The 12574-nt window shown below is 56.3% G+C and carries 10 protein-coding genes, 1 other RNA gene and 3 pseudogenes; 8 read left to right on the top strand and 6 right to left on the bottom strand.

The features are described 5' to 3' along the window. Positions 1-12: 12 nt before the first annotated feature. Positions 13-315 (bottom strand): RnfH family protein, encoded by a 303-nt coding sequence (locus C4J92_RS22615; protein ID WP_124405312.1) that lies wholly within the window; start codon positions 313-315, stop codon positions 13-15. Beyond that, positions 308-742, bottom strand: coding sequence for a type II toxin-antitoxin system RatA family toxin (locus C4J92_RS22620; RefSeq protein WP_124405313.1), 435 nt, complete (start codon positions 740-742; stop codon positions 308-310). Before C4J92_RS22620 ends, C4J92_RS22615 begins: the two co-directional genes overlap by 8 nt. A gap of 169 nt (positions 743-911) precedes the next feature. On the opposite strand from C4J92_RS22620, the gene smpB reads away from it, so the two are divergent. Next, positions 912-1394, top strand: coding sequence for an SsrA-binding protein SmpB (smpB, locus tag C4J92_RS22625; RefSeq protein ID WP_003176160.1), 483 nt, complete (start codon positions 912-914; stop codon positions 1392-1394). Positions 1395-1431: 37 nt separating this feature from the next. Here smpB and C4J92_RS22630 read toward each other — a convergent pair whose 3' ends face one another. Further along, on the bottom strand, positions 1432-2199 hold the full coding sequence (locus C4J92_RS22630) for a GntR family transcriptional regulator (RefSeq protein ID WP_124364453.1): 768 nt from the start codon (positions 2197-2199) through the stop codon (positions 1432-1434). Positions 2200-2449: 250 nt separating this feature from the next. On the opposite strand from C4J92_RS22630, the gene C4J92_RS22635 reads away from it, so the two are divergent. The 5 genes and pseudogenes from C4J92_RS22635 to C4J92_RS27065 all read left to right on the top strand — a co-directional run bounded on the left by C4J92_RS22635 (position 2450) and on the right by C4J92_RS27065 (position 9357). Continuing rightward, positions 2450-4144, top strand: coding sequence for a lactate permease LctP family transporter (locus C4J92_RS22635; protein ID WP_124368389.1), 1695 nt, complete (start codon positions 2450-2452; stop codon positions 4142-4144). A 70-nt stretch (positions 4145-4214) separates the two neighbouring features. Continuing rightward, entirely contained in the window at positions 4215-7025 is a 2811-nt protein-coding gene (locus C4J92_RS22640; protein WP_124405314.1) for an FAD-binding and (Fe-S)-binding domain-containing protein, read from the top strand. 136 nt (positions 7026-7161) lie between these two features. Next, on the top strand, positions 7162-7440 hold the full coding sequence (locus C4J92_RS22645) for a hypothetical protein (protein WP_124364456.1): 279 nt from the start codon (positions 7162-7164) through the stop codon (positions 7438-7440). Between the two features lie 93 nt (positions 7441-7533). Next, positions 7534-7930, top strand: a transfer-messenger RNA (tmRNA) gene (gene ssrA / locus C4J92_RS22650). A 187-nt stretch (positions 7931-8117) separates the two neighbouring features. Beyond that, positions 8118-9357: pseudogene (locus tag C4J92_RS27065) on the top strand (integrase domain-containing protein). Between the two features lie 165 nt (positions 9358-9522). On the opposite strand, the gene C4J92_RS22660 reads toward C4J92_RS27065, so the two are convergent. Both C4J92_RS22660 and C4J92_RS27285 read right to left on the bottom strand, forming a co-directional pair. Next, positions 9523-9792 carry a hypothetical protein gene (locus C4J92_RS22660; protein WP_124405315.1) on the bottom strand — a complete coding sequence of 90 codons (270 nt, stop codon included), beginning with the start codon at positions 9790-9792 and terminating at the stop codon, positions 9523-9525. After that, positions 9789-9974 (bottom strand): annotated as a pseudogene (locus C4J92_RS27285) (integrase); the annotation flags it as partial. The pseudogene C4J92_RS27285 and the gene C4J92_RS22660, both read right to left, overlap by 4 nt. Before the next feature lie 3 nt (positions 9975-9977). Between C4J92_RS27285 and C4J92_RS22670 the strand changes: the two are divergent. Continuing rightward, positions 9978-10597 (top strand): annotated as a pseudogene (locus C4J92_RS22670) (site-specific integrase); the annotation flags it as partial. Beyond that, entirely contained in the window at positions 10530-11381 is an 852-nt protein-coding gene (locus tag C4J92_RS22675; RefSeq protein ID WP_124405316.1) for a hypothetical protein, read from the top strand. The pseudogene C4J92_RS22670 and the gene C4J92_RS22675, both read left to right, overlap by 68 nt. A gap of 445 nt (positions 11382-11826) precedes the next feature. Here the strand turns inward: C4J92_RS22675 and C4J92_RS22680 are convergent, their stop codons facing one another. Then, positions 11827-12570 carry a hypothetical protein gene (locus C4J92_RS22680; RefSeq protein WP_124405317.1) on the bottom strand — a complete coding sequence of 248 codons (744 nt, stop codon included), beginning with the start codon at positions 12568-12570 and terminating at the stop codon, positions 11827-11829. Positions 12571-12574: the final 4 nt, after the last annotated feature.

Genomic DNA, 12574 nt, shown 5'->3' on the forward strand with positions numbered 1-12574 from the left:
TTGTTTGCTGATTTATGCGCCTTGCTGCCTGGCTTTCGCCGCTTTGGCCGCACGCTGCCTGCGCACTTCCTTGGGATCTGCCAGCAACGGCCGGTAGATTTCAATTCGATCACCTGGCTGCACGGCACGTATATCAGCGTCGGCAACCACCTTACCAAAGATTCCCAATGGGCATTCAGCCAGCACCAGCTGCGGAAATTGCTCAGCAATCCCCGACATGTGCACCGCCGCCCTCAGGCTTGTGCCCTCCGGCACCGCAACCGCCAGTAACACCTGGCGCTCAATGGCGGCGTGCACCACTTCAATTTCAACCATGCAGCTGCTTGGCTCGCTGGCAGAACGCATCCACCAGCGTATTCGCCGCCTGGTTGAACAAGGGTCCCAGTGTTGCCCGGACAATAGGCCCGGCGTAATCGAACGACAGATCCAGGCTGATCTTGCAGGCCTTCTCCGTCAGCGCCTTGAATACCCATACGCCATGCAACTGAGTGAACGGCCCCTCCTGCAGATTCATCTCGATGGATTTTCCAGGTACCAGCACATTGCGCGTAACAAAATGCTGACTAAGCCCACCCTTGGCTACGCCGACGCTGGCCACCATGTACTCATCACCGCCCTCCAAAACCTCGGCAGTCGAGCACCACGGCAGGAATTCCGGGTAACGCGCCACGTCGTTGACCAGGTCATAGAGCGCCTGCGCGGGATAGGGCAACAGGGCCGAACGTTGAATATGCGTCGTCATGTGAGCGTTATTTCCACAGCTGAGCGGGCAAACATCGCGAAAGAACAGCCAGATCCGCGAGAGAAAAAAACCAAAGAACTGCCGGCATTGTCCGGGATTCGTCGAACACGCTCAAGCACGCAGGTTGACCGTAGCCGACTCGCTCGCAACTCCCTATAATGCCGCCCCTATGGCTAAACAAAAGAAACACCCCACAGGGACCATCGCGCAAAATAAAAAAGCGCGACACGATTACTTCATCGAACATCGGTTCGAGGCTGGTCTGGTCCTGGCCGGCTGGGAAGTAAAGAGTCTGCGTGCCAGCAAGCTGCAGCTGGTCGACAGCTATGTGCTGCTCAAGGATGGCGAGGCATGGCTGCTTGGCAGCCATATCACCCCGCTGACCACCGCGAGCACCCACGTGATTGCCGACCCGGTGCGCACGCGCAAGCTGCTGCTCAACGCCCGCGAGCTGGAAAAACTCGCTGCGGCAGTGCAACAGAAAGGCTACGCGTGCATCTGCTTGTCCTGGTACTGGAGCAAGCACCTGGTCAAGTGCGAGATTGCGCTGGGCAAGGGCAAGAAGGAATACGACAAACGCGACACCGAACGCGAGCGCGACTCCAATCGCGAATTGCATCGCGCGGTGCGCAACAAGGGCAAGGAAGAATAACCTTGTGACCCTGTAGTCTCGGGCAACTCGCCCGAGACTACATGCCTTTACGTCGCTCCGCCCGGGCTACGCGCTGAACTTCCTGACGCACCTCCTCCAGCACTTCCTGCACATACAGCAGGTGACGTGTTGAAATTTCGCGCGCCTGCTCGGCTCGCCCTTCGATAATTGCCAAATACAGGTCGCGATGCTGACTGATCAGCATGTCGCGGGTCTCGGTGCGCTGCTGATACATGCCGCCAATGTTGGTCACCACGTTACGCTTGAGCAGATCGAACAGCCCGCGAATGGTATGCAGCAATACGGCATTATGGCTCGCTTCCGCAATGGCCAGGTGAAACCGCGCATCTGCGGCGCCCTCCTCCACTCGACTCACCTCATCGGCCCGCGCATAACAATCCTGCAACGCTTCGAAAGCCGCCGTCAGCCGCTCACGGTCAACTTCCGTTGCTCGTAATGCCGCGTAATACGCGCAAGAAGCTTCCAGTGTCTGGCGAAACTCCAACAGGTCCCGTTGAGCTTCAGGATTGTTTTCCAACAGATTCAACAGAGGATCGCTGAAGGTCGACCCCAGGGATTCCACAACATAGTTGCCACCGCCTTGACGACTGACCAACAACCCTTTGGCCGCCAGCTTCTGGATCGCTTCTCGCAGCGATGGCCGTGACACGCCAAATTGCTCAGCCAAAGCACGTTCGGCCGGCAAGCGCTCGCCCGACTTCAACGTGCCCTCAAGGATCATGCCCTCAAGTTGCTCGACGATATCGTCAGACAAACGGCGCTGACGCACCTGATCAAACCCCATAACCCACTCTCCACCATCCCGACCACTCGCCGGGGCTTCTATTCTGGCCTATCGCCGCGCTCGCGGCACCTATCAGAACGCCTTCGATTCACCCCATCAGAACAGTCACTCCCGGCTGTACGACCAAAGTTTCGCGGGCGGCAAATTGACACACCCCTAACAAGCCTCTTAATCTAGCCCACAGCGACTGTAAATTGGTATTACCAATTATCCAAGCCATACAAACAACAACAATCAGGGGCCACCCCATATGCAAACCTGGCAACAGCTCTACAGCCCTCTCGGCAGTCTCGGTGTATCCGCACTGGCCGCCGTTATTCCTATCGTGTTTTTCTTCCTGGCCCTGGCCGTGTTCCGCCTCAAGGGGCACGTGGCCGGCAGCATCACCCTCGCGCTGTCGATCCTGGTCGCCATCTTCGCCTTCCAGATGCCGGTAGACATGGCCCTGGCCGCCGCCGGCTACGGCTTTGCCTATGGTTTGTGGCCGATTGCGTGGATCATCGTGGCCGCGGTATTTCTCTACAAGTTGACGGTCAAGAGCGGTCAGTTCGAGGTTATCCGCAGCTCGGTCCTGTCGATTACCGACGATCAACGTTTGCAGGTACTGCTGATCGGCTTCTGCTTCGGCGCGTTCCTCGAAGGTGCGGCCGGTTTCGGTGCGCCCGTGGCGATTACCGCCGCGCTGCTGGTCGGCCTGGGTTTCAACCCGCTCTACGCCGCCGGCCTATGCCTGATTGCCAACACCGCCCCAGTCGCCTTTGGCGCGCTGGGCATCCCGATCATCGTTGCAGGACAAGTCACCGGCATCGACGCCTTCAAGATCGGTGCCATGACCGGCCGCCAACTGCCGCTGCTGTCGCTGTTCGTACCCTTCTGGCTGGTGTTCATGATGGACGGCCTGCGCGGCGTTCGCGAAACCTGGCCCGCAGCCTTGGTGGCGGGCCTGAGCTTCGCCGTCACCCAATATTTCACATCCAACTTCATCGGCCCGGAACTGCCGGACATCACCTCGGCACTGGCCAGCCTGATCGCCCTGACCCTATTCCTGAAAGTCTGGCAGCCCAAGCGTAGCGCCGGCGCGCAGATTGCCGGTGCCACCTCGAGCACAGCGGTTACCGCCAGCGCTGGTGGCTTCGGCTTGCCACGCAACACCGTTGTTTCTCCATATAGCCTGGGGCAGATTTTCAAGGCATGGTCGCCGTTCCTGATCCTCACCGTGCTGGTCACCATCTGGACGCTCAAACCCTTCAAAGCGATGTTCGCCGCAGGCGGCTCGATGTACGGCTGGGTCTTCAACGTTGCGATCCCGCACCTGGACCAACTGGTGATCAAAGTCGCACCGATCGTAACGAACCCCACCGCCATCCCGGCCGTATTCAAGCTGGACCCGATCTCAGCAACCGGTACCGCGATTTTCTTTTCTGCGCTGATCTCGATGGCAGTCCTGAAAATAGACTTCAAAACTGGTCTTACCACTTTAAAAGAAACCTTCTACGAGCTGCGCTGGCCAATCCTGTCCATCGGCATGGTGCTGGCCTTCGCCTTTGTCACCAACTACTCAGGCATGTCCTCTACCATGGCCTTGGTCCTGGCCGGCACCGGCGCTGCCTTCCCGTTCTTCTCACCTTTCCTCGGCTGGCTTGGGGTTTTCCTGACAGGCTCGGACACCTCGTCCAACGCACTGTTCAGCTCGTTGCAAGCCACCACCGCGCACCAGATCGGCGTTAACGACACCTTGCTGGTAGCGGCCAATACCAGTGGTGGCGTGACCGGCAAAATGATTTCGCCGCAATCGATCGCCGTGGCCTGTGCGGCGACCGGCCTGGTGGGCAAGGAATCCGACCTGTTCCGCTTCACCCTCAAGCACAGCCTGTTTTTTGCCACCCTCGTCGGGTTGATCACCCTGGCGCAGGCATATTGGTTCACCGGTATGCTGGTGCACTGAGACCTGCACGCAATAGGGTAAAAACCGACGCCGGACAACGGTTCCGGCGTCAGCTATTTCTGGAGGACCGATGAGCCTGCCTGCAGCATTCCTGAGCGACGTCGCACAGCTGATTCCGAAGGATCGGCGATTCGACGATCCACTTTCCACCCTCGCCTTCGGCACCGATGCGAGCTTTTACCGATTGATCCCACAGCTGGTGATTCGGGTTGAGTCGGAAGACGAAGTCGTCACGCTGCTGCAACTGGCCCAGCGCGACCGCGTCCCCGTGACCTTCCGCGCGGCGGGCACCAGCTTGTCCGGCCAGGCCATCAGCGACTCGGTGCTGATCGTGCTGGGGGATCAGTGGAATGGCCGCGAAATTCGCGGGCAAGGCACGCAGATCCGCCTGCAACCGGGCGTCATCGGCGCTCAGGCCAACGCCTGGCTCGCGCCATTCGGGCGCAAGATCGGCCCGGACCCGGCGTCGAGCAATGCCTGCAAAATTGGCGGCATCGTCGCTAACAACGCCAGTGGCATGTGCTGCGGTACGGCACAAAATACCTACCACACCCTGGCCGGTATGCGTCTGGTGCTGGCCGACGGCAGCCGCCTGGACACCGAAGAACCCGCCAGCGTCCAAGCCTTTCGCCAAACCCACGGCGCGCTGCTCGAGCGCCTGGCAACACTGGGCCGCGAAACGCGGGCAAATGCCGAACTGGCCGCAAAGATCCGCCACAAATACCGTCTGAAAAATACCACTGGCCTGTCGCTCAATGCCCTGGTGGATTTCGATGACCCGTTGGACATCCTCAGCCATCTGCTGGTGGGCTCAGAGGGCACGCTGGGGTTCATCAGCGCGGTGACCTACGACACGGTGATCGATCACCCGAACAAAGCCTCGGCGCTGATCGTGTTCCCGGATGTCGAGACCTGCTGCAACGCGGTAACCGTGCTGAAAACCCAACCGGTCTCGGCGGTTGAGCTGCTGGACCGGCGCAGCCTGCGCTCGGTCCAGGACAAACCGGGTATGCCGGCGTTCGTACAGCACCTGTCGGAAAATGCCTGCGCGCTGTTGATCGAATCCCGCGCAGCCTCCCCTTCATTACTGCATGAACAGATGGCGCTGATCATGGCCTCCCTGGCAGCGTTTCCAGTGGAGAAGCAGGTCGACTTCACCGAGGACCCGCTGGAAAACGCCCGGCTCTGGGCGATCCGCAAAGACACTTTTCCCGCCGTGGGCGCCGTACGCAAAACCGGCACGACAGTCATCATCGAAGACGTCACCTTCCCGGTTGAACAACTGGCGATTGGCGTTAACCGTTTGATCGAACTGTTCGACAAGCATCACTACGACGAAGCCATCCTTTTCGGACACGCGCTGGAAGGCAATCTGCATTTCGTCTTCACTCAAGGCTTCAACAGCGCGGAAGAAATCGCACGCTATCAGGCGTTCATGGACGACGTTGCACAGTTGGTGGCGGTTGAATTCGGCGGCTCGCTGAAAGCCGAACACGGCACTGGCCGCAACATGGCGCCGTTTGTCGAGCTGGAATGGGGCAGCGATGCCTATCAACTGATGTGGCAGCTCAAGCGCCTGCTCGACCCCAACGGCATCCTCAACCCGGATGTGGTGCTCAGCGATGACCCGCAGATTCACCTCAAGCACCTCAAGCCCCTGCCCGCCGCCGACGAGCTTGTGGATAAGTGCATCGAATGCGGCTTCTGCGAGCCTGTGTGCCCGTCCAAAGGCCTGACCTTGAGCCCGCGCCAACGCATTGTGATCTGGCGCGATATCCAGGCCAAACAACGCGCCGGCGTCGACACTACCGAATTGGAAGCCGCCTACCACTACCAAGGCATCGACACCTGCGCCGCCACCGGGCTGTGCGCCCAACGCTGCCCTGTGGGCATCAATACCGGCGACCTGGTGAAAAAGCTGCGCAGCCGCGACGCCGACCGTACGAAAACCGCCGAATGGCTCGCCACCCATTTCGCCACTGCGCTGCAAGGTGCGCGCTTTACCCTGCATGTGGCCAACGGCGCGCGCATGCTGCTGGGAGCGCCGCGCCTGGCGAAGTTATCGGCCACCGTCACCCGGCTGTCCAAGGGCCAGGTCCCACAATGGACCAACGCCATGCCGCAACCGGAAAAAGCCATTCGCTTCAGCCCGGCCGTCACCGACGAGCGACCACGGGTGGTCTACCTGGCCGCATGCGTCTCACGCGCCATGGGCCCGGCGGCGGGGGATAAAGAGCAAATGTCGCTGTACGACAAAACCCGTGGTCTGCTGGAAAAAGCCGGTTACCAGGTAGTCTTTCCCGACCATCAAGACAACCTGTGCTGCGGCCAACCCTTCGCCTCCAAAGGCTATGCCGAACAGGCAGAACACAAGCGCCAGGAACTGCTCGGCGCCCTGCTCCACGCCAGCCGTGGCGGCCTCGACCCGATCTATTGCGACACCAGCCCGTGCACCCTGCGCCTGATGCAAGACCTGGGCGAGACACGCCTGGACCTCTACGACCCGGTACGCTTTATCCGCACCCACCTGATGGACCGCCTCGACTTCACGCCGCAGGAAGCACCGATTGCCGTCCATGTGACCTGCAGCACCCAACACCTGGGTGAAAGCCAAGCGCTGATCGACCTCGCCCGGCGCTGCGCCAAAACCGTCGTCATCCCCGAAGGCATCCACTGCTGCGGCTTTGCCGGCGACAAAGGCTTTACCACGCCAGAACTCAACGCCCACGCACTGCGCACCCTCAAGGACGCGGTGCAACAGTGCAGCGAAGGCATCTCCACCAGCCGCACCTGCGAGATCGGCCTGAGCCAGCACGGCGGCATCGATTATCACGGGCTGGTGTACCTCGTAGACCGCGTGACCCAGGCCCGCGCCCATTAAGCCTGCAAAAAAACCGAACCCCTGCGCGCCGGCGTAGTCATCTGCATAGGCCTCGACAAACGAGGCTCATCCGTGATGTCGCTGGCAGGCCCCCAACGCCAGCAGCGTCGAGCCCAATTGTGCAAGGAGATACCCTATGAAGCGTTCCGCTCTTGCTGGCTTGTTCATTACCGCTGCGATGCTGGCATCCCCTGTTTTTGCGGCCGGTGAGCCTGACCTGTGCAAAATCAACCTGGACAAAATCAACAACGGTAAAGCGCTGCTCGCCACCGACACCAGTGGCAAAAGCGGCGAGATAGACACTGCGGTCTCCCAAGCCAAAGCGGCGCACGCTGCTGGCGATGACAAGAAGTGCATCGAAATCACCTCCAAGGCCCTGCAAGACCTGCAGAACGGCGACAAAGGCGGTCAGTAAGCGATAGGGCCGACCTTCGGGTTGGCCTTTCGTGAAGGTTTGGCGTACACTACACAAGCTTGTCACTCACTAGAAACAACGAGTTACAAGCACGGGGCCGTTTAGGATTCGACGCCGGTCGCGAAACTTTAGGTGCATGCCGAGTTGGTAACAGAACTCGTAAATCCACTGTTGCAACTTCTTATAGTTGCCAATGACGAAAACTACGGCCAGGAATTCGCTCTCGCTGCGTAAGCAGCCTTAGCCCTGAGCTTCTGGTACCTTCGGGTCCAGCAATCACCAGGGGATGTCTGTAAACCCAAAGTGATTGTCATATAGAACAGAATCGCCGTGCAGTACGTTGTGGACGAAGCGGCTAAAACTTACACAACTCGCCCAAAGCACCCTGCCCTTCGGGTCGCTGAGGGTTAACTTAATAGAAACGGCTACGCATGTAGTACCGACAGCGGAGTACTGGCGGACGGGGGTTCAAATCCCCCCGGCTCCACCATTTGATCATCTAAAGACGTCCACGGACGTCTTTTTTTGTGCCTGAAATCCAGTAAATACGGGGGTTTCAGGGCCACGGCAGGCTTTCCAGGCTTTGTGAGTTCCAGGCAGTTTGGTATTCCCAATGGTATTCCCGGCTACCCGGCGCTAATCTTGGGAATACCAAAAGGTGTCATGGAGTACTTCTCATGTGCGCTCAAACCATCCGCCTCTCCGACCGCCAGCTCAAGGCGGTCAAACCGAAAGACAAGGATTACGTCCTCACGGATGGCGACGGGCTCCAACTGCGAGTCAGGGTCAATCGCTCGATGCAGTGGAATTTCAACTACCGGCATCCCGCAACCAAGAACCGAATCAACATGGCGCGCTCGGCTCCTATCCCGAGGTTTCTCTTGCGCAAGCCAGGAAGAAAACCGTTGAGGCCAGAGAGCTGCTTGCACAGGGTATTGACCCCAAAGCTCAGCGTAATGAATTGCAGGAAGCCAAACGAGCGGAAACGGAACATACGTTCGAGAACGTAGCCACCGCATGGTTCGAATTGAAGAAGGATTCTGTCACCCCAGCGTATGCCGAAGACATCTGGCGCTCACTCACGCTGCATGTATTTCCGAGCATGAAATCAACGCCGTTATCAGAAGTGAATGCCCCGATGGTCATCAAGCTCCTCCGGCCGATTGAGGCCAAAGGTAGCCTCGAGACCGTGAAGCGAGTAAGCCAGCGCCTTAACGAGATCATGACCTACGGAGTCAATTCCGGAATGATCTTTGCCAACCTCTCAGCGGCATCCGAGCGGTCGTCATGAAACCCAAGAAAGAGAACATGGCCGCACTACCAGCTGATGAGCTTCCCGAAGAACGCCAGCATCAAGCGGACGACCCGCTGCCTGATCGAATGGCAGCTGCACACCATGACCCGCCCCTCCGAAGCGGCGACCACACGATGGGCAGATATCGACTTCGACAAACGCCTCTGGACCATCCCTCCGGAGCGAATGAAAAAGCGTCGTCCGCACACAATCCCGCTGACCGAACATGCACTCTCGCTATTGGAAACACTTAAGCCCCATAGCGCCACAGGGAATATGTGTTCCCGTCAGATAGAAACCCGCGCACCCACGCGAATAGCCAAACAGCCAACATGGCGTTGAAACGAATGGGTTTTCAGGACCGCTTGGTCAGCCACGGAATGCGCTCCATGGCCAGCACAATCCTGAACGAGCATGGACGGGATCCGGAGCTGATCGAAGTCGCGCTGGCACATGTCGATAAAGACGAAGTTCGAAGCGCCTACAACCGGGCGGATTACATCGAACGCCGGCGCCGATGATGGCCTGGTGGGAGTGAACATATCCAGAAGGCAGCCACCGGCAGTCTGTCGGCATCCGCCATCAATCAAACCAGGGACCGCAACGTCGTGCCGATACGCTGAGCATCCAAAGGTTGGCGACGCCGGCGACAATCCGTGTCGTGCTGCAGGGCGACAGAAGTGACGAGCCTCGTTAAATCTATCGCATGCTTGCGCTTCTTCGCCAAGCTGCTGAGTATGGGAAGGCTCCGCATTCCATACTCAGGGGCTCCCGCTTAAAAACGCCTATCAGACAACTACGAGTTTCGCCTTTCTGCGGCGGATCAACCCTGCTGTTAACTCATAGTAATAAACCGTCGCTGGTGCTGAACTACGCAGATAGTGCTCTAAAAACCATCTGGTGTGCTTTTCCTTCCAGGACCAGGGGGTCGTACAACCCCAGCGCTCACGAATCGCATCGCGCATCCTTTCTACCTGCCTGATATGTCGCTGCCGCGTGGCATGCGCACCTTTGAGCACGGGGCTCAGAAACAACGCTATATCGAACTCGGACTTCATCGCCGACCTCCGATGTAGGCACTCACCACATCGCTGCGGTTATGTCCCAATTCGTGGCTGATCTGTTGTCGTGCACGCTGATCAAGCTCTCGATCTTCTCGATGAACACGACCGCCATTGACGGGTGTATCGAAGCCAGTCAGTTGCTCATAACGCTCACAGGCATAAGCCGCCCTCAGCTCATCCTGTCAGGCCAGGCGCGCAACATGATGCAGTTCGCTCTCTGGACTGGCCTGCGCACCAGCGCGCTCGTGGCCCTGGATTGGGACGATGTTGACTGGCTGCGCGAGGAAGTGATGGTGAGCGAGCTATGACTCAAGCCGGCAAGGGGAAGGCAGAGACTACAAAGACCGCCGCTGGGCGCCGCAGCGTGAAGCTGCTCCGACCCGCGCTGGAGCCATTGAAAGCACAAAAGGCTCACACGTTCTTGGCTGACGTCGAGGTCTTCCAGAATCCACGCACGCTTGAACGATGGACCGGTGACGGACCGATCCGGAAAACCATGTGGGTGCCAGCGATGAAGAAAGCCGGCGTCAGGTCCCGCAGGCCGTACCAAACGAGGCATACCTACGCATCGATGATGCTGTCTGCCGGTGAGCATCCAATGTGGGTTGCCAAGCAGATGGGACATACGGATTGGACTATGATTGCCAGGGTATATGGGCGATGGATGCCAGCCGCGGATGAAAATGCGGGTGGTAAAGCAGAGTTACTTTGGTCAAGCAAAGAGCGCAGGGATGAGCAAAACAATGATCAGCAAAAAGCTAACCAAGCAAATCATCAACAAAAGCAAAGGAGAGTTTGACTCTTCCGCATGGATAAAAGAAGGTAAAAATTTACTTCTTTCATCCAAAGTATTGAGAGATTCGTGGCAAGAAAACCATGAAAAACTAATAGATCAATTAAAAGGTGGTGTGCGAAATCAAATCACGCCACTAATCCCAATTGACGAGGCATTACCCAGAGCATCAATGCTCCTCATAGGGTATGCGATTGAGCTTTTCCTAAAAGCAGCACTTGCTCAAGTATTCATTGGGTGTAGCGAACAACTTTTCCAAACTACGGCAAGAAGAAAATTCTCTCACAACCTTCTCGCACTTGCGCAATTTGTCCGGTTCCCCCTTAGTAAGCAAACTGAGGAGGACCTGAAAACATTGGAAACGAGCATACTGGAGGATGGGCGATATCCACTCACTATTAACAATTCCGACGATTATCACGAAAAATGGAATGCTCGCACCAAGAAATCAACAGACCCGGCCAATTACCAACGATACAGAGATCTAGCGGATAAACTGGAGTCATACGCAAGATTCATTTCAGGCACGTCTGAAGATCCTGTGTCGCATGAAACGTGGACTATATTCAACGACGGCTATATTAGCTTGCGCCATGGAGGGGGAATACCCGGCCGAGTAACTTTCAGGTTGAGTCGAGAGATGGAAGGCGAACTTAATCCTCTTCAAGAGCTTGGGTCTATGATAAGAGCAGTATCCCCGCGCCTGGCCGCGGCTTGGGATGAGTTTGAGATTTACGAGGAGGTGGTAGAAGTGACTGTAAGCCTCAAAAAGCACTCCATAAAGAAATAAAAATGGCAGCTTGAGCGCTGAGAGCCCCACCACACAAGGATTGGTCGCGGGCCCAACCTCCCCATTTTCGAACCGTGTGCCATGGTTTTTATTTGCGGATCAAGGTTAGGAGTGGCAGCTAACGCTGTCCGCGCAGTGCCGCGCACGTGGGAAGCCAGGGACCGCTAAGACTCGTATACATTTACATATGCAATAAAGCAGTGTCGTAAACTCGCGACTCTAAATTATCGCGCAGCCGTGCACCCCGCAGCGCTATTTATATTTTCACAAAAAAATACTGAACTAAGTAGCGGTGGCCTCGGGAGATATAAATACGAACGACTGCCGAATCTATATATTAAGACCACCAACCATTTTTTCACTAGTTCTGCGCTGGTGAAAAATCGACACTACGACATTAAAAATCTAAAACCAGCACAGGAAAAACCAATATTACCACTTTGAGTTATTTTTTATCTTCAGGCGCTATTATGACATAAGAGGAAGCAAACCAAATGGAGTCCTTACCATTTATTTTACTACCTCCAGCTATATTTTTTTTTGTATTAAAACTACAATCTCCATTATTAATATCAGGCGCAGCATCCTTTGAAGACAATGCAGAGAAAGTAATATAATAAACCCCCAACTCTTTAACTGCGGCAAAAAAACTCAAATCCCTGTCTGATGATATCGGAACTCGCAGGTCATACAGCGGATTATTTTTTACTTGTGGATTGTCGGAAATTCTCTCATAAAACAAAGGATAAATAGTTTTATCGGCTCTAGCCTGACCTTCAAAACTATAGGAAATCTTGCTTACTGACAAAGAGTCTGGGCAAAGCTTGAAATATATAGCCTCATTACTACTATTTTTGATAGTTACCACCGGAGTTAGATAATAACCATCAGGGGCTTTAGACACAGAAACTTTTACAGAAAGAAACGTGGACTCAGTATCTCTGATTCGCTTTTGAATATCCGCTAGTTCTGCTACTGCTCGGTCTTTTTGCTGGAGTGCGTCAAAGGTATACGCCCCCCACACGAAAGTTGCGAGGGCACATGAGGCAATTACGAAGTTATTGTAGGCCTGATGGTGTTTTAAGAAGTCGGAAACATGCGCATACAACGCATCCCTAAAGTATAAGATCGCTGCCAGCAGGGCTAATAAAGCCCCCGAAAATGTTAGCCACATCAACATGGTAGACATTGTA

The sequence above is a fragment of the Pseudomonas sp. R3-18-08 genome (assembly GCF_003852065.1).
GTDB lineage: Bacteria > Pseudomonadota > Gammaproteobacteria > Pseudomonadales > Pseudomonadaceae > Aquipseudomonas.

Coding starts and splice junctions, on each gene's coding strand:
- C4J92_RS22615 (WP_124405312.1), bottom strand. CDS start 315: ATGGTTGAAATTGAAGTGGTGCACGCCGCCATTGAGCGCCAGGTGTTA.
- C4J92_RS22620 (WP_124405313.1), bottom strand. CDS start 742: ATGACGACGCATATTCAACGTTCGGCCCTGTTGCCCTATCCCGCGCAG.
- smpB (WP_003176160.1), top strand. CDS start 912: ATGGCTAAACAAAAGAAACACCCCACAGGGACCATCGCGCAAAATAAA.
- C4J92_RS22630 (WP_124364453.1), bottom strand. CDS start 2,199: ATGGGGTTTGATCAGGTGCGTCAGCGCCGTTTGTCTGACGATATCGTC.
- C4J92_RS22635 (WP_124368389.1), top strand. CDS start 2,450: ATGCAAACCTGGCAACAGCTCTACAGCCCTCTCGGCAGTCTCGGTGTA.
- C4J92_RS22640 (WP_124405314.1), top strand. CDS start 4,215: ATGAGCCTGCCTGCAGCATTCCTGAGCGACGTCGCACAGCTGATTCCG.
- C4J92_RS22645 (WP_124364456.1), top strand. CDS start 7,162: ATGAAGCGTTCCGCTCTTGCTGGCTTGTTCATTACCGCTGCGATGCTG.
- C4J92_RS22660 (WP_124405315.1), bottom strand. CDS start 9,792: ATGAAGTCCGAGTTCGATATAGCGTTGTTTCTGAGCCCCGTGCTCAAA.
- C4J92_RS22675 (WP_124405316.1), top strand. CDS start 10,530: ATGAGCAAAACAATGATCAGCAAAAAGCTAACCAAGCAAATCATCAAC.
- C4J92_RS22680 (WP_124405317.1), bottom strand. CDS start 12,570: ATGTCTACCATGTTGATGTGGCTAACATTTTCGGGGGCTTTATTAGCC.